Genomic DNA, 15,939 nt, shown 5'->3' on the forward strand with positions numbered 1-15,939 from the left:
GCTTGATCTGCGGGACAGTCCTATCCTGTCCACCATCCATCTTGACGCGCCAGAGGCCTTGAGCCATGCGCTGCCGATGCGATTTTTCTCTGACAATGCCGCTTCGGTACACCCGCGACTTCTGGACGCAATTGCCCAGGCGAATGCGCCGGATAGCGCCTATGACGGCGACGCGCTGAGCATGCAGCTGAACGCGGCCTTTTCCGATCTGTTCGAAACCGAGGTCGAGGCGCTCTGGGTGGCGACCGGCACCGCCGCCAATTCGCTGGCGCTGGCCGCGATGTGCCAGCCGCATCAGGGCATCATCTGTCACCGGGAAGCGCATATCGAACAGGACGAGGCGGGCGCACCGGGTTTCTTCACTGGCGGTGCCAAGCTGATGCTGCTCGACGGCGACGGGGCAAAGCTCTCGCCGGAAACCGTGGAAGCGCATTGCGCGGCAATCCGCGACGATGTCCATCAGGTGCAGCCCGCCGCCGTTTCGATCACCAACGCCAGCGAATATGGCATGGTCTACCCTCCGCACGAAGTCGCCGGTCTGGCCGAAATCTGCAAGGCGCGCGGGCTCGGCCTGCATATGGACGGTGCGCGCTTTGCCAATGCCGTCGCCACGCTCGGCTGCTCCCCGGCCGATCTGACCTGGAAGGCGGGAGTCGACGCGCTCAGTTTCGGCTTTGTCAAAAATGGCGGGATGAGTGCCGAAGCCTTGATCTTTTTTGACAGGAAGCTGGCCGCCGACACCCATTATCGCCGCAAACGCGCCGGCCATTTGCAGTCAAAGGGCCGGTTTCTTGCGGCCCAGATCCTGGCGATGATCGAGAATGATCTGTGGCTCGACAATGCGCGGGCCGCCAATGTCGGCGCACAAAGCATCGCCGCTGCCGCCGGTGACCGGCTGATCTACCCGGTCGAGGCCAACGAGATCTTCCTCCGGCTGTCAGCGGACGAGGCGGCCAGGCTGCGGGGTCTGGGTTTCGACTTCTACGATTGGGGCAAGGGGCAGGCGCGGCTGGTGACCAGCTGGAACCAGAGCGCCGAGGATATCCGCCCGCTTGCCGATGCGATCACCGCGCTGTGAGCGACGAGGAGAGCGCTGAAGTCAGCCTGCTCACTCCCCGCATCCTGATCCCGTTCCTCTTGGTCTCGCTGATCTGGGGTTCGACCTGGCTGGTGATCAAGGACCAGATTTCCGAAGTCCCGCCCGGCTGGTCGGTCAGCTACCGCTTCCTGATCGCCGCTGCTGCGATGTTCGGACTGGCAGCGTTCAAGCGCTTGCCCTTCCGGCTCGACCGGACCGGCTATCTGCTGGCGCTGATATTGGGTGTCTTCCAGTTCACCTTCAACTTCAACTTTGTCTATAATGCCGAACTGTTCATCACCTCCGGCCTGGTCGCGGTATTGTTCGCGCTGCTGATGGTGCCCAATGCGATATTGGGACGGATTTTTCTCGGCCACAAGATCAGCGCACCCTTTCTCGGCGGCTCGGCGATTGCCGCGGTCGGCATCGCCATGTTGTTCTGGCACGAATATCGTGCCTCGCCGGCGAGCCTGGAACAGGTGCTGCTCGGTGGTGCGCTGACCTTTGGTGGGATACTGTCGGCCTCGGTTGCCAATGTCATGCAGGGGGGCGAGCGGCTCAAAACCTATCCGATCATCACCGTCCTCGCCTGGGCCATGCTGTTCGGTGCCCTGATCAATGTCATATTATCATGGATGACCGTCGGTCCGCCGGTTTATGAAATGCGCGCCGCCTATTGGGCCGGGATCGTCTATCTCGGCGTCATCGGCTCGGTCGTGACCTTTCCCCTCTATTTCGCCATGATCCGCGAAATCGGACCGAGCAAGGCCGCCTATTCCAGCGTGCTCGTGCCGGTGGTGGCGATGATCCTGTCGACAATATTCGAAGGTTATATCTGGACCTGGCTGTCGGCGGGTGGCGCAGCGCTCGCGATGATCGGATTGCTGGTGGCCTTGCGTGCCCGCAAACCGAAATTGCCCCGTATCCCGGCCTAGGGGTTCAGCCGAGCAGCGCCTGCAGGCCCGCCTTGTAATCGGGATAACGCGGCTCCCAGCGCAGCAGCCGCTTTGCCTTGCCATTCGCCACCCGGCGGTTCTCCTCATAAAATCCCAGCGCCGCCTGCGACAGATCGGCTTCTTCCAGCGTCAATAATGGCGGCACGTCCATGGCCAGAAGCCTCGCCGCATGGGCAATGACCGCATGCTGCGGCGCGGGCAGGTCGTCGGCAATATTGTACACGCCCGCCGGGCCCGCGAACGACGCCAAAACAGCCGCGACGATATCATCGACATGGATCCGGCTGAATACCTGCTCCGGCATGTCCACTCGCGTGGCCTTGCCGTCGCGCACCCGGTCGAGCGGGCTTCGCCCCGGCCCGTAAATGCCGGGCAGGCGAAAGACATGCATGTCGCTGCGCAGTTCCTGCCAGCGCTGATCGGCTTCGCTGCGCGCCTTGCGCCGGCCCGACCCGATCGGCGCGCTTTCGTCGACCCAGGCGCCATCGGCATCGCCATAGACCCCGGTCGATGACAGATAGCCGCTCCATCGCAGCGAGGCGGACTGGATCGCCGCGCCATAATGATCGAGCACGGGCTCGTTGCCGTCGCGGGCCGGCGGCACCGATGACAGGACATGGGTCGCGCCGGTCAGCGCCGACAATACCGATGGCTTGTCATCAAAGGCGATCGCGCCATCCTGCGCGACCCGCCGCGTCCCGATCACTTCCCAACCTTCGGCGCGCATCTGCTCCGCCAGTCGCGAACTGGTATAACCCATTCCGAAGATCAGCATGCGCGGCGTCATGGCTATTCCTGCTCCAGTTGGCCCGGATTCATCATTACCGGATTTTCAACATTGTCCGCTTTCCACTGCATCGCCATGCGCACCCGGGTTGCGCCGGAGGGATGATCAAAGAACAGCATTTCTTCCACCGTACCCGGTTCGATCTTGCGATATTCGGATAGTCGCATAGCCACTTTGGCAAAGCCGTCCGGTTTCCGCGCGGTATCGAGACCGAAGCGGTCGGCATCGCTTTCGTTGATCCGTATCAGACTGTTCAGCACCGGAGTCGCGGCAAAGAAATAGAGCGTCAGCAGGAGGCTGAGCAACGGGATCGCAGCAGGATCGGCGACGCTCCGGACTCCCCATCTGGCACCATGGCGTTCGATCAGGCGCGGGGCAAGACGTGCGACAATCCACAGCCCGACGGCCACGATCAGCGCCAATATCAGCACCGTGCGCCAGGTATGGCCGAGCACATAATGGCCCAGCTCATGGCCCATGACCGCCGCGACTTCGTCCGGACCGGTGCGTTCGAGCAGATTGTCATTGAGCGAGATCCGGATCGTCGGGCCGATGCCGGAAACATTGGCCGATATCCGCTTGTGCTGCCTGGACTGGTCAAACACATATATATGGTCCGCCGGAATATCATATTCTGCGGCCATCGCGACGATCCGGTCGCGCATTGGCCCGTCCGCCATTTCACTATAGTCGTTGAACAGTGGGGCGATGAATATCGGCCCGAGCAGCAGCGCGATAAACAGGAAACTTGCGATTACCCCGGTTCCCCAGATCCACCAGGTCTTGGGCGCGCGCCGGATCACTGCAAAAATCGCCATGACGAGCAACGGAAAGACGATCAGCGAGATCACGAGGCCGATCATCTGTTCGCCGAACCAGCTACCAAAATCCTGGCTCATCAGGCCATATTGCTGTTCCCGGAAAAAGTTGCGGTAAATCGTCCAGGGCAGGGTGAGCAGGAAGCCTGCAAAAATATAGGGAAGCGCATAAAGGCCAGGCTGCAGCCATTTTCTGCTGGTCACCCGTTCTGCCCAGTCCCGGAAGCGGGCCGAGAAGCGCGACTGGAGGATCAGGAAATCGACCAGGACACCAATCAGCGCCCCCCAGAAGATCAGCCAATAGCCGCCCTCGAAATAATTGTTGGATTTTTCAAGCTCTGCGCCCTGCAAGCTGTCGATATAGGCGCGGCTGGCCTGTTCGACATCAAAGCCCGAAGCAGCGGTTTGTGCGCCTACACTTTCCGTCGGCAGAACGACGATCAGCATGGCGGCGATAAAGAACAGCAATATTCTGGACATGACCCACTCCCTTGCCGCCAAGCCATAAACGCAATTGCGCGGGGTGCAAATGGCTCTTATGGCATGGGCCATGTTTGATATTCAAAAAACCACCAATTCCGAAATGGCTGATGCCGCGCCAGCACCCAAGGATCCCGCAACCATTCGCCGCGAAAATTATCGTCCACCGGCTTGGTTCATTCCGGAAGTGGAGCTCGATTTTGATCTCGATCTGGCGCGGACTCTGGTCCGTTCCAGACTCGATGTACGGCGCTCAGAAAGTGCGGCCGCAGACGAGCCGCTGGTCCTCCAGGGAGATGATATCACGCCGCTATCGGTGAAGGTTGACGGCGCGATCCGCAATGACTGGACGCTGGTCGAGGGTGATCTGGTCCTGCCATTGAGCGGGGCGTCGCACATTGTCGAGATCGAGGTCGAACTCGATCCCTCGACCAACACGCAGTTGATGGGCCTCTATGGCTCCAACGACATGTTGTGCACCCAGTGCGAAGCGGAAGGCTTTCGCCGGATCACCTTCGCGCCTGACCGGCCCGATGTGCTGAGCCGCTATCAGGTGCGGATGGAGGCCGACAAGGCGAAATTCCCGGTGCTGCTGTGCAACGGCGACAAGGTCGCCGAGGGCGAGGGCGACAATGGTCGCCACTGGGTGCAGTGGAATGACCCGTGGCCCAAGCCAAGCTATTTGTTCGCTCTGGTCGCGGGGGACCTGGTCGCCAACAATGACAGTTTCACGACCCGTTCCGGCAAGCCGGTCGAGCTCAATATCTGGGTCCGCGACGGCGATCTCGATCGTACCGGCCATGCGATGAAGGCGCTCAAGGATGCGATGCGCTGGGACGAGGAGAACTATGGCCGCGAATATGATCTCGGGCTGTTCAATATCGTCGCGGTCAGTGATTTCAACATGGGTGCGATGGAGAACAAGGGACTCAATATCTTCAACTCGCGCTATATTCTGGCCGATCCCGAGGTTGCCACCGACGCCGATTTCGACGGCATCGAGGGCGTTGTCGCGCACGAATATTTCCACAACTGGTCGGGTAACCGGGTAACGTGCCGCGACTGGTTCCAGCTCAGTCTCAAGGAAGGCTTCACCGTCTACCGTGACCAGAGCTTTTCCGCCGACATGGGCTCGGCGGCGCTGAAGCGGATCGAGGATGTGCGGATATTGCGCGCCGCGCAATTCCCGGAGGATGCTGGTCCGCTGGCCCATCCGATTCGCCCGGAAAGCTATCAGGAAATATCCAATTTCTATACCGCGACCGTTTATAACAAGGGCTCGGAAGTGATCCGGATGATGGCGACTTTGATGGGGCCGGAGCGGTTCCGCAAGGGTACCGATCTTTACTTCGACCGCCACGATGGCGAAGCAGCAACCTGCGAGGATTTTGTCACCGCCATGGAAGCGGGCGGTGAAATCGATCTCGGTCAGTTCCGCAAATGGTATGAGACACCGGGCACGCCGCGCGTGTCGGTGAAGCTGTCACACGATCCCCAGAGTGGCTCGGCGACTCTTCATCTCACCCAGAAAATCGCCCGGAATGGCGAGAAGCCACAACCGTCTGATTTGCTCATTCCGCTCCGCACAGCGCTGCTCGATCCGGAAACCGGCGCGCATGACGGGGAGCAGTTGCTGCTACTCGATCAGGCGGAACAAAGCTTCGTGCTCGAAGGGCACAAGGATCATCCGATTCTGTCGATCAACCGGGGCTTCTCGGCACCGATCATCCTCGAAAGCACCCAGAGTGCGGAGGAACTGGCGTTCCTGTCGGCGCATGATGACGATCCCTTTGCGCGTTTCGAGGCGATGCAGCAGCTCATGACCCGCTACTTGACTGCCAAGGTTTCAGGCACCCCGGTCGATCGCGACATCATCCTGCTGGCGGTCGCCAAGATACTCGCCGACCCCTCGCTCGATCCCGCCTTTCTTGCAGAGATCATCCTGCTGCCCAGCGAAGCCTTTCTCGGCGACCAGATGGCCGAAGTCGATCCGCAGGCGATCCACGACGAGCGTGAAAAATTGCGGGGCAAGATTGGCGTGCAATTCGAAAAGCAGTTCCGCAAGCTCTATAAATCCTGCGCGCCTGGCGAATTTTCGCTCGATCCCGAGGCACGGGCAAACCGCAAGTTGCGCAATGTCACGCTCGGCTATCTCGCCGCCTCCTACACTGAAAATGCGGCCGAGACCGCCTTCGACCAGTATCGCGAAGCTGACAACATGACCGCCATGCAAGGCGCGCTAAGCGTCTTGTCCCACGTCGAAGCCGAAGAGCGTACATTTGCGTTTGAAGATTTCTACAAGAGATTCAAAGCCAATCCTCTGGTTCTCGACAAATGGTTCAGCCTGCAGGTGATGTCGCAGCGGCCCGATACGCTGAAGCGCGTCGACGCCCTGTCGCGCCATCCCGACTTCACCCTGTCCAATCCCAACCGCGTGCGGGCACTTTATGGCGCATTCACCGGCAATCAGGTCCGCTTCCATGATCCGTCGGGGAAGGGCTATCAGCTGATCGCCGATATGGTGATCGCGCTGGATCAGCATAATGCACAAACCGCCGCTCGCTTCATCCCGCCGCTCGGGCGCTGGCGGCGCTATGAACGGGGCCGGTCCGGACTCATGCGACTGGCGCTGGAGAAAATTGCAGCACGGCCAGGCCTGTCAAAAGACACCGCCGAACAGGTGCACAAAAGCCTTGCTTGATATCGTCACGTCTCCTCTGCTTGCTGGCGTGACCCACGGTTTTCTGGGCCGGGCAGGGGGCGTTTCGGAAGGCATTTATGCGGGGCTGAATATCGGTCTGGGCAGCGATGATGATCGGGCGGCGATTATCGAAAACCGTCACCTCGCGGTCGCTGGACTGCTGCCGGAGGGCGAACTCGTCACCGTGCATCAGGTCCATAGCGCCGATGTCGTCACCGTCACCGCACCAATTCCCCTCGACCAGCGGCCGCAGGCCGATGCGATGGTCACCGACCAGCCAAACCTCTTGCTCGGCATATTGACCGCCGACTGTGTGCCGGTGCTGTTCCACGATCCCCATGCAGGGGTCATCGGCGCGGCGCATGCCGGCTGGAAAGGCGCGCTGGCCGGCGTGACCGACAATGTTGTCGCCGCAATGGAAGCGCTTGGTGCGGACCGCGACGATATCGCCTGCGCCATCGGCCCCTGTATCGCCCAGCCCAGCTATGAAGTCGACGAGGCCTTCCGCTCCAGATTTCTTGCCGCAGATCCGGCCAATGACCGGTTTTTTGCCATTGGCAAACCAGGCCATTATCAATTCGATATCGAAGCCTATGTCGCGGCGCGCCTTGATGCTGCGGGCCTCGCGAAAATAGCCAGACTCGACCTCGACACCTATGCCCATGAAGATCGTTATTACAGCTACCGCCGGTCTTGCCATCGCAATGAACCCGGCTATGGTCGCCAGATATCGCTGATCGGCATCGCTGAATAATATTGATTTCCCGGAGCACCCCAGCGAAGGCTGACGGCTGAACCTATCAGGCTGCTAGGAACGGACAATCGGTTTGGACGCCAGGCTTTGCTGGCATGACGGGGGCGACAGGAGGGGGCATGACAGCAGCACGGATCGGTTTGGTGGCGGGGCTTGTCCTGTTCATTGGCATGCTGCTGCTACCCGCGCCGGAATCGATGAGCGTCCAGGCCTGGCATGTCGCCGCGCTGACCATATTGATGGCGACATGGTGGATGACCCAGGCGATCCCGCTGACTGCGACCGCGCTGCTGCCGTTTCTGGCGCTGCCGACCATGGGCATCATGACCGCCGCCGACACTGCCAGTGAATATTATTCACCGATCCTGTTCCTGATCCTCGGCGGTGCCTTTCTGGCGCTGGCGATCGAGCGTGTCGGCCTGCACAAAAGGCTTGCACTGGCGATAATCGGGCTTTCGGGTAAAAGCGCCTGGGGCATATTATTCGCCTTCATGATTGCCACCGCTTTGCTGAGCATGCTGATCTCCAACACCTCTTCTACGCTGATCATGATCCCGATCGCCCTGGCGGTGCTGGCAGCCGGTGGCATCAAGCATGGCGAAACCGAAGGATTTTCCGGGGCGCTGATCATGGGCGTCGCCTTTGCTGCGTCGATCGGCGGGCTGGGCACGCTCGTCGGCAGCCCGACCAACGCCATTGCCGTCGGCCTGATCAACAAGACATTGGGCATGCAGATCGATTTCGTGGACTGGCTCAAATTCGGGCTACCGATTGTGGTTGTCGGTGTGCCGGTTTCAGCCGGGATATTGATATTCGTGCAAAAGGTTGCCCGGAACAGCTTCGATGGCGTCAAAGCCCGAAATGTGATCGGCTCCGCCGGGCCGTGGAGCCTGCCGGAAAAGCGGTTGGTGCCGGTCGTGGTCTTCGTCGTGCTCGGCTGGCTGCTCCTCCCGCAGATCGAGACTTTCTTTCCCGATGGCGCGCTGCACGACGGCAGCATCGCCATATTGGGCGGGCTGCTGCTGTTCATGCTACCCGACGGTACGGGACGAAAGCTGCTCAACTGGGATGAAGCTGACCGGGCACCCTGGGGCGTGATCATGATGTTTGGCGGCGGCCTCGCGCTGGCCGCGGGCATAATTGAATCCGGTCTGGCCGACTGGCTCGGCCTGATGCTGGAACCATTGAAGACCGTGCCGGTAATTGTCATCGCCATCGCGCTGGTCGCCCTGGTCATCCTGATTACCGAATTTGCCTCCAATGTTGCCACCGCCAGCGGTGTGATGCCTGTGGTCGCCAGTCTGATACTGGCCACCGGCGTCGATCCGGTACTGCTCGCGGTGCCGGCGGCCATGGCTGCCAGCTGGGGTTTCATGTTACCCTCCGGCACCGGACCCAATGCGATCGCCTGGGCCACCGGGCATATCGAACTGCCAAAAATGCTGAAGTCGGGCTTGCTGCTCGATCTTGCCGGAATTCCGATCATAATCGGCTGCATCTGGATGGTTTCCGTTGTAACCACTTAGCTTTTCGTCCATGGATTTGGCCGGTCTTACAGAGGTGGAGAAAATTATATGTCCGAGCATGATGATGACGCGGTAGCGATCCCGATCACCCGCCGGATGCCCAAGGCGCCAATCGAGGAAATTGCCGGACGCAGATTGAAACCGGCCACCCTTATGATGGGCCATGGCTATGATCCGGTCCTTTCCGAAGGTGCGCTCAAGCCCCCGATCTTTCTGACTTCAACTTTTGCCTTTGAAAATGCCGCTGCCGGAAAACGCTTTTTCGAGGGCATTACCGGCAAGCGCCCCGGCGGCGCTGATGGCTTGGTCTATTCGCGCTTCAACGGCCCCAATCAGGAGATACTGGAAGACCGTCTCAGCATCTGGGACGAGGCGGAAGACGCGCTGGTCTTCTCCAGCGGCATGTCGGCGATCGCGACGGTGCTGCTTGCCCATGTCAACCAGGGCGATGTCATCGTCCACAGCGGGCCTCTCTATGCCGCGACCGAAACCCTGATCAACAAGATATTGGGTCGCTTTGGCGTCACCTTTCTCGATTTCCCTGCGGGAGCGGCCCCAGGCGAGGTGGCCGTGATGCTCGAACAGGCGAAGCAGCAGGCTGCGGCAAATGGCGGCAAGGTCGCGCTCATCTATCTGGAAAGTCCGGCCAATCCGACCAATGCGCTGGTCGACATTGAAGGCGTTGCCGATGCCCGGCAGCAGGTATTCGGCGACGACGGTGCGCCGCCGATCGCGATCGACAATACGTTCCTCGGACCGCTCTGGCAGCAGCCGCTCAAACATGGCGCGGATATCGTGATCTACAGCCTGACCAAATATGTCGGTGGGCATAGTGATCTTGTCGCGGGCGGCGTCCTCGGCAGCAAGGCTTATATGGACCCGATCCGCGCGATCCGGAACACGATCGGCACGATCTGCGATCCCAATACCGCATGGATGCTGATGCGCAGCCTCGAGACGCTGGAACTGCGGATGACCCGCGCCAGCGAAAATGCTGAAAAAGTCTGCGCCTTCCTGCGTGACCATCCCAAGGTCGAAGGGCTTGGCTATCTCGGATTTATCGAGAACGAGAGCCAGAAGGATATTTACGAACGCCATTGCAGCGGCGCCGGTTCCACCTTCTCGGTGTTCATCAAGGGCGGCGAAGCGGAAGCCTTCCGCTTCCTCGACACGATGAAAATCGCAAAACTGGCGGTCAGTCTCGGCGGCACCGAAACCTTGGCCAGCCTGCCCGCGGCAATGACCCACCTCTCGGTGCCGGACGAACGCAAGGCCGCGCTCGGCATCACCGACAATCTGGTCCGCATCTCGATCGGCGTCGAGGACCCGGACGATCTGATCGCCGATTTCGACCAGGCGCTGGCGGCCGTCTGAGGGCGGCGCAGGAGTCGCGAACGAGTGGTTCGCTCAAGGAGCTTCTAGGCGGGGGCCAATGAATCGATCACCCGGGACAATTTGTCTCGAACGGTTTCGGCAGCCTTTTTCAGTTGCGGATTGTCGATGGCTTGCATGGACGCGGTCGGATTGATCGCGGCCACCTCCATCTTTCCATCCTCCTTTTGCTGCACCACCACATTGCAGGGAAGCATTGTCCCGACTTTGTCTTCCAGTTGCAACGCTTCGAAAGCCAGCTTCGGATTGCAGGCACCGAGAATTGTGTACGGCCTGAAATCCATATCGATTTTGGTCTTCAGCGTCTGCTGGACATCGACGCGGGTCAGCACCCCGAAACCCTCGCGCTTCAACGCCGCTTCCGTCAGCGCAATCGCTTCGTCAAAATCGGTCTCCAGTGTTGCGGCCATGTAATAGGTCATTATTCCCTCCTTTCCTTGTTCCTCGACAGATCGTGTCAACTGCCGCGCTCTGTCTCCGGATGTTCCGTTGCGCTGGCCGCACCTTAATGCTGCGCCCGCTATGGATCTGCAATATCCGAATTCCGGATCCACAATCAACCGGCGGTCCATTGGCGATCCACCCCGGCACCCGCGAATGCTGGCCTCGGGTCACACCGATTGGATCGATGTATGGCAGCCTCATCATTTCCCCTTTCCTACACCCCGCCTCATCGCTTATCCTCGCAACCGCTCCTTCGACAAGTTCAGGACAGGCTCTTTGACATTCTGGCTATAGTGGGGTCGTCGTCGCCCACGCGTCAGGAACCAGACCGTATTTGCCACTCCACTGGAAAGGTCACGCTCGGCGCCAGTCTGTCCCCCAGCAAAGCGTGAAATTCCGCGCCTCTGCAGCAAAGGTCACAGAAAATAAAAACGCGCTTTGGTGTCAACAGCCTGGCGATCCACGGCCACGGTTTTTGATCGCTTGACCGACTTGGGGCAATCCGGCCGCCCAGCGGAGCTTATGGCTGCGATCCCACTTCGATCGACAGGATTTCAATCGCATCCTCTCGATTCGCAAAATCACCGATATCTCCCGGTGCCAGGCCCATCAGCGCTCGGCTGATCGGCGCGGAGAAGGAAACCAGCGCCCTGGCCGGATCGGCTTCGTCATCCCCGACGATGGCGAGGATATTCTGCTTGCCATTGAGCAGGTAGGTCACCCGGGTACCGAATTCGACCGTCTCGCCGCTCGGCACCGGCAGCAGCTCGGCGGTCGATTGCCGCGTGTTCCAGTAACGAAGGTCGCGCTTGGCAATTTTCAACGCAGTTTCGTCGGTCAGCGCCGTGATATCGGCCTGTAACGCAGCGACACGTTCCTTGATCAACCGCAGTCCGCGCGGCGTTACCAGATTGGGACCCACGGGAATCGGATGCTCGAACTTGGGCTCAAGATGCTCGTCATCTCCCTCTCTGCGAAACGCTACGCTCATCGGTCAGGTCCCGACCTTCGGTGTCACCCAGATATCAACCGGTGCAACAAACCGGCCATGTGCCGGTGTCCCGACATCGATCCGCTCGGCGGTGACCCGCTCGCCGCTCTCGAGGGTGAAGGATGCCCATCGCTTGGGCATGCGGTTGAAGGTCATTTTCTGGATCGGCGCACCGGTGGCGCTGTTCATGATGGTGGCGATGATGCTCATGGCCAGCCGCTAGTGCCAGATGACCCGGACTGTCAACCGTGCGAGAGCGATGGCTGGCAGCGGATCAGCGCCAGTCGACGATTGGCCAGCCCCTCTGCTCGGCCAGCCGGCGCATTTTGGGGGTGGGAGTCGTCGCGATCGCCTCGTCGGCAAATTCCAGCATTGCCTGATCGCTGACATGATCGGAATAAGCGCGGACATGGCTTGCGGAACGCTGCCAGGCCTGTGCGGCAAACAGCGCCTCGATCCTTCCGATCTTGGCATCGTCATAGCAATTTTCGCCGATGATCCGGGGCCTCACCCTGCCTTCATCGTCGACCTCGAGCTCGGTGCCGATCAGGTGATCGAAGCCCAGGCGCCGGGCGATCGCCTCGGCATATAGTTCGTAGGAGGCGGTGACCAGCACCAGCGTCCGGCCGGCCGCGCGATCCGTTTCGATCTGGTCGAGCGCTTTCTGGTGGCGGTTGGAACGCAACACATGCTCGGCGAAACGCTCGATGTGCGGCTGCAGGTCGGCCAGTTTCGGGCCGCTGCCCATCAGCATCCGCTGGTTGAACGTCTTCAGCCGGCCGCGGCTGATCAGTTTAAGGCCGTAGCCGATAAAGCCGAATGGCAGCAGCGGCAGAAAGATCAGCCGCCACGGTGCCCGCGCAAACAGCAGGTGGAACAGGAAGGGCGTGTAGGTCCCGCGTACGGTGATCGTCCGGTCCATGTCGTAAAGCGATATCTTGTGCATGGCGTCCCGCGATTGCCGTTCGAGCGGTCCCATAGCACTGGCTGTGCAAAAGCGCCAAGTATTTGAGCGGTTTAATCGCTTGAGCTTTGCCGCATTTTCGGTCAATTATAGGGGCGATGGCAATACCCAGCGATTTTGTTGAAGAGACAGGCGAAGACGGTGCGGTCATTCTGCATTTTTCCGGCGACCTTTCGATCGCCAGCCTGGGAGATTTGCCGGAGCGACTGAGAGAATATGACGGCGATGCCAGTCGGCTCGATATTGCCAACACCGGCTATATCGATACGGTCGGTGCGTGGCTGATCCACCGTACGGCGCGGGATTGGGATGCGGAAATTGTCGGGGGCGATGACGATGCCCAGCGGTTGATCGCAGCTGTCGCTGGCGCCGACCAGCCGGCCGATATCCGGCCCGAGCCGGCAACCCCGGTCGTGCGGATATTGTCTGAGATTGGCGAGTCCACCACCATTGCCTTCACCACCATGGCGGGACTGATCGGCTTTTTCGGTGCGATCATCGTCGGCTTTTTCCATCTGGCCCGACACCCCCGGAAAATAAGATGGAACGCAGTGATCCAGCGCTTTGATATCGTCGGCGTTCGTGCGCTCGGTATCGTCGGGCTGATGAGTTTCTTGATCGGACTGGTGATTGCGCAGCAGGGCGCGGTGCAGCTGCGGCAATTTGGAGCAGAAGTCTTCACCGTCAATCTCGTCGGTCGACTGACATTGCGCGAACTCGGCGTGCTGATGACCGCGATCATGGTCGCCGGCCGATCCGGTTCTGCCTTTGCCGCGCAGATTGGTACCATGAAGCTCACCGAAGAGATTGATGCCATGCGGACCATTGGCGTATCGCCGATCGAGGCGCTGGTGCTGCCGCGTTTTATCGCCGCAGTCGTCATGCTGCCATTGCTCGGTTTCTACGCCTCGGTCGTCGCGATCATTGGCGGCGGTCTCTTGAGCTGGGTGCAGTTGGATATCCCGCCAGCGACATTTTTCTCCCGGATCCGCGAGGTAGTGCCGCTGACCGATGTCTATGTCGGGCTGGTAAAGGCCCCGGTATTTGGAGCGATCATTGCGGTTACCGGCTGTTATCAGGGTATGCAGGTCAAGGGCAATGCGGAGGATGTCGGCAAGCGGACCACGGCGGCCGTTGTTCAGGCCATTTTTCTGGTGATCGTACTCGATGCTTTTTTTGCGGTCTTCTTTAGCTGGATCGGATGGAATTGATGCTCGATTCACAGACCATTGCATATAATCCCGATTATGAAGGCCCGGTGGTCAGCGTCCATGGCCTGCGCAACAGCTTCGGGGATCAGGTGGTACACGAAAATCTTGATCTCGATGTCCGGCGCGGCGAAATCCTCGGCGTGGTCGGCGGCTCTGGCACCGGAAAATCGGTATTGATGCGTTCGATCATCGGGCTGCAGATACCGGACGAAGGCGAGATCAAGGTATTTGGCGAACAGATACTGGGCAAATCTGACGCCGAGACAATCGAGATGCGCAAACGCTGGGGCGTGTTGTTTCAGGGCGGCGCACTTTTCTCAACGCTGACCGTTGCGGAAAATGTGATGGTGCCAATCCGCGAATTCTATCCAGATATGGATCGGGATTTTCGGCGGGAAGTGGCGAAATACAAGGTCTGTCTTTCTGGCCTACCGGCTGACGCCGCTCCGAAATATCCGTCTGAATTGTCTGGCGGGATGCGTAAGCGCGCCGGTATCGCGCGGGCCCTGGCGCTTGATCCGGAACTGCTGTTCCTCGATGAACCGACCGCCGGTCTCGATCCGATCGGCGCTGCCGCTTTCGACAATCTGACCAAGGAATTGCAGCAGACTTTGGGACTGACGGTGTTCCTGATCACCCATGATCTGGATACATTGCACGCTATTTGTGACCGGGTCGCGGTACTTGCTGATCAGCATGTGATCGCGGTCGGCACGATCGACGAACTGCTCGCACTCGATCATCCGTGGATCCAGGAATATTTCAACGGTCCGCGCGGCCGGATGGCATCTGCCGGAAAAAAGTCGCTGGGATGAGAATGGCAAAGCGAAACAGAGAATTGTTGCAGGTGACGGCATGGCCCGTCATAGAGGTGAATTAGATGGAAACGCGCTCCAATCATATCCTTGTCGGTGTTGTCACTTTGGCGATGCTGGCCCTTGTCGCGGCCTTTCTGGTCTGGATCGTCCGCTTTGGCGACGGTACGACAAAGGAATATGATATTTTCTTTTCCCAATCGGTGGCTGGATTAGCCTCGGGAACCGGCGTAACATTTGCCGGCGTCCCGTCCGGGCAGGTGACCAAGGTCGAATTGTGGAAAAAAGATCCAAACTTTGTGCGTGTCCGTATTGCCGTCAGCGAAGACACGCCGATCTTGGAAGGCACCACCGCCAGCATTCAGAACGTCAGCTTTACTGCGCCACCCAATATCCAGCTCGATGGTGCCAAAAAGGGTGCGCCACCGATTACCGATCTCGGGCCCGAAGGGGTGCCGGTGATTCCGACCAAGCCGGGCGCACTGGGCGAATTGCTGAACAGCGCGCCCATGGTGGTCGAACGGCTGGCGACGCTGACGGAACGGCTTACTACGCTGCTGTCGGACGACAATCAGAAATCGATCAGCGGTATCTTGGCCAATACCGAAAAGATGACGGGAAGTCTGGCGCAGCAGGCGCCGGAACTGAAAGCCTTGATGGAAGAATCGCGGATTGCTATTCGCAATGCCGGGCAGACCGCAGAGAAACTCTCGCTCGTGGCCGACAATGCCAATGATTTTCTGACCAGCAACGGCGAGCCGCTCGCCAAAAACCTGGCCACTACCCTCGATGCTGCTGCCGGGAGCCTGCGCGCGCTCGAAGGCGTGTTGAACAATGCCCAGCCGGCGGCAGAGCGGTTTTCCAACAAAACATTGCCGGAAGTGGACCAACTGGTGGCAGACATGCAGGCGCTGACCAAATCCATGACCAGTGTGACCGAACGTCTGGATCAGGGTGGGGCCGGGTCATTGTTGTCATCACCCAAGCTGCCCGACTATGAGCCAGGACAATGAAGGGGCACA

General features: G+C 59.8%; 15 protein-coding genes. 9 read left to right on the forward strand and 6 right to left on the reverse strand.

The genetic code is table 11. From position 1 onward, the window contains the following. The first annotated feature begins 76 nt into the window (after positions 1 to 76). Together ACEW8J_RS10980 and ACEW8J_RS10985 are read left to right on the forward strand one after the other, a co-directional pair. Positions 77 to 1,078, forward strand: coding sequence for a low specificity L-threonine aldolase (locus ACEW8J_RS10980; protein WP_373491729.1), 1,002 nt, complete (start codon positions 77 to 79; stop codon positions 1,076 to 1,078). After that, positions 1,075 to 2,013 (forward strand): DMT family transporter, encoded by a 939-nt coding sequence (locus ACEW8J_RS10985; protein WP_373491684.1) that lies wholly within the window; start codon positions 1,075 to 1,077, stop codon positions 2,011 to 2,013. Before ACEW8J_RS10980 ends, ACEW8J_RS10985 begins: the two co-directional genes overlap by 4 nt. A gap of 4 nt (positions 2,014 to 2,017) precedes the next feature. On the opposite strand, the gene ACEW8J_RS10990 is transcribed toward ACEW8J_RS10985, so the two are convergent. Beyond that, entirely contained in the window at positions 2,018 to 2,821 is an 804-nt protein-coding gene (locus ACEW8J_RS10990) for an SDR family oxidoreductase (protein ID WP_373491685.1), read from the reverse strand. Between the two features lie 2 nt (positions 2,822 to 2,823). Continuing rightward, positions 2,824 to 4,119, reverse strand: a complete 1,296-nt coding sequence (locus ACEW8J_RS10995; RefSeq protein WP_373491686.1) for a M48 family metallopeptidase — start codon at positions 4,117 to 4,119, stop codon at positions 2,824 to 2,826. Positions 4,120 to 4,222: 103 nt separating this feature from the next. On the opposite strand from ACEW8J_RS10995, the gene pepN reads away from it, so the two are divergent. From pepN to ACEW8J_RS11015, 4 genes are all read left to right on the forward strand, one after another. Further along, positions 4,223 to 6,820, forward strand: a complete 2,598-nt coding sequence (gene pepN / locus ACEW8J_RS11000) for an aminopeptidase N (RefSeq protein WP_373491730.1) — start codon at positions 4,223 to 4,225, stop codon at positions 6,818 to 6,820. Next, complete coding sequence (pgeF, locus tag ACEW8J_RS11005; RefSeq protein ID WP_373491687.1) at positions 6,813 to 7,574, forward strand: peptidoglycan editing factor PgeF; 762 nt, start codon at positions 6,813 to 6,815, stop codon at positions 7,572 to 7,574. The genes pepN and pgeF overlap by 8 nt, the downstream gene beginning before the upstream one ends. A 119-nt stretch (positions 7,575 to 7,693) precedes the next feature. Further along, complete coding sequence (locus ACEW8J_RS11010; RefSeq protein WP_373491688.1) at positions 7,694 to 9,100, forward strand: DASS family sodium-coupled anion symporter; 1,407 nt, start codon at positions 7,694 to 7,696, stop codon at positions 9,098 to 9,100. Between the two features lie 48 nt (positions 9,101 to 9,148). Then, positions 9,149 to 10,474 carry a cystathionine gamma-synthase family protein gene (locus tag ACEW8J_RS11015; protein WP_373491689.1) on the forward strand — a complete coding sequence of 442 codons (1,326 nt, stop codon included), beginning with the start codon at positions 9,149 to 9,151 and terminating at the stop codon, positions 10,472 to 10,474. A gap of 44 nt (positions 10,475 to 10,518) precedes the next feature. Here ACEW8J_RS11015 and ACEW8J_RS11020 read toward each other — a convergent pair whose 3' ends face one another. The 4 genes from ACEW8J_RS11020 to ACEW8J_RS11035 all read right to left on the reverse strand — a co-directional run bounded on the left by ACEW8J_RS11020 (position 10,519) and on the right by ACEW8J_RS11035 (position 12,906). After that, complete coding sequence (locus ACEW8J_RS11020; RefSeq protein WP_373491690.1) at positions 10,519 to 10,914, reverse strand: DUF302 domain-containing protein; 396 nt, start codon at positions 10,912 to 10,914, stop codon at positions 10,519 to 10,521. 542 nt (positions 10,915 to 11,456) lie between these two features. Beyond that, on the reverse strand, positions 11,457 to 11,927 hold the full coding sequence (locus ACEW8J_RS11025) for a GreA/GreB family elongation factor (RefSeq protein ID WP_373491691.1): 471 nt from the start codon (positions 11,925 to 11,927) through the stop codon (positions 11,457 to 11,459). Positions 11,928 to 11,930: 3 nt separating this feature from the next. Next, positions 11,931 to 12,137 (reverse strand): hypothetical protein, encoded by a 207-nt coding sequence (locus ACEW8J_RS11030; RefSeq protein WP_373491692.1) that lies wholly within the window; start codon positions 12,135 to 12,137, stop codon positions 11,931 to 11,933. 64 nt (positions 12,138 to 12,201) lie between these two features. Next, the gene (locus ACEW8J_RS11035; RefSeq protein WP_373491693.1) at positions 12,202 to 12,906 is read right to left on the reverse strand and encodes an HAD family hydrolase; all 705 of its coding nucleotides are present in this window, start codon (positions 12,904 to 12,906) and stop codon (positions 12,202 to 12,204) included. 83 nt (positions 12,907 to 12,989) lie between these two features. On the opposite strand from ACEW8J_RS11035, the gene ACEW8J_RS11040 reads away from it, so the two are divergent. From ACEW8J_RS11040 to ACEW8J_RS11050, 3 genes are all read left to right on the forward strand, one after another. Continuing rightward, on the forward strand, positions 12,990 to 14,102 hold the full coding sequence (locus ACEW8J_RS11040) for an MlaE family ABC transporter permease (RefSeq protein WP_373491694.1): 1,113 nt from the start codon (positions 12,990 to 12,992) through the stop codon (positions 14,100 to 14,102). Continuing rightward, positions 14,102 to 14,917: an ABC transporter ATP-binding protein gene (locus ACEW8J_RS11045; protein WP_373491695.1), complete on the forward strand. Its 816-nt coding sequence runs from the start codon at positions 14,102 to 14,104 to the stop codon at positions 14,915 to 14,917. Before ACEW8J_RS11040 ends, ACEW8J_RS11045 begins: the two co-directional genes overlap by 1 nt. 65 nt (positions 14,918 to 14,982) lie before the next feature. Further along, positions 14,983 to 15,930: an MlaD family protein gene (locus ACEW8J_RS11050; protein ID WP_373491696.1), complete on the forward strand. Its 948-nt coding sequence runs from the start codon at positions 14,983 to 14,985 to the stop codon at positions 15,928 to 15,930. The last annotated feature ends 9 nt before the right edge of the window (positions 15,931 to 15,939 follow it).

Source organism: Parasphingorhabdus sp. (genome assembly GCF_041748495.1).
Lineage (GTDB): Bacteria > Pseudomonadota > Alphaproteobacteria > Sphingomonadales > Sphingomonadaceae > Parasphingorhabdus.

Excerpts from the sequence above, each read along its gene's own strand:
- ACEW8J_RS11035 (WP_373491693.1), bottom strand. The coding sequence starts at position 12,906 with ATGGGACCGCTCGAACGGCAATCGCGGGACGCCATGCACAAGATATCG.
- ACEW8J_RS11025 (WP_373491691.1), bottom strand. The coding sequence starts at position 11,927 with ATGAGCGTAGCGTTTCGCAGAGAGGGAGATGACGAGCATCTTGAGCCC.
- ACEW8J_RS11020 (WP_373491690.1), bottom strand. The coding sequence starts at position 10,914 with ATGACCTATTACATGGCCGCAACACTGGAGACCGATTTTGACGAAGCG.
- ACEW8J_RS11040 (WP_373491694.1), top strand. The coding sequence starts at position 12,990 with ATGGCAATACCCAGCGATTTTGTTGAAGAGACAGGCGAAGACGGTGCG.
- ACEW8J_RS11015 (WP_373491689.1), top strand. The coding sequence starts at position 9,149 with ATGTCCGAGCATGATGATGACGCGGTAGCGATCCCGATCACCCGCCGG.
- ACEW8J_RS11050 (WP_373491696.1), top strand. The coding sequence starts at position 14,983 with ATGGAAACGCGCTCCAATCATATCCTTGTCGGTGTTGTCACTTTGGCG.
- ACEW8J_RS10995 (WP_373491686.1), bottom strand. The coding sequence starts at position 4,119 with ATGTCCAGAATATTGCTGTTCTTTATCGCCGCCATGCTGATCGTCGTT.
- ACEW8J_RS11010 (WP_373491688.1), top strand. The coding sequence starts at position 7,694 with ATGACAGCAGCACGGATCGGTTTGGTGGCGGGGCTTGTCCTGTTCATT.
- pepN (WP_373491730.1), top strand. The coding sequence starts at position 4,223 with ATGGCTGATGCCGCGCCAGCACCCAAGGATCCCGCAACCATTCGCCGC.
- ACEW8J_RS11030 (WP_373491692.1), bottom strand. The coding sequence starts at position 12,137 with ATGAGCATCATCGCCACCATCATGAACAGCGCCACCGGTGCGCCGATC.
- ACEW8J_RS10980 (WP_373491729.1), top strand. The coding sequence starts at position 77 with ATGCGATTTTTCTCTGACAATGCCGCTTCGGTACACCCGCGACTTCTG.
- ACEW8J_RS10990 (WP_373491685.1), bottom strand. The coding sequence starts at position 2,821 with ATGACGCCGCGCATGCTGATCTTCGGAATGGGTTATACCAGTTCGCGA.
- ACEW8J_RS11045 (WP_373491695.1), top strand. The coding sequence starts at position 14,102 with ATGCTCGATTCACAGACCATTGCATATAATCCCGATTATGAAGGCCCG.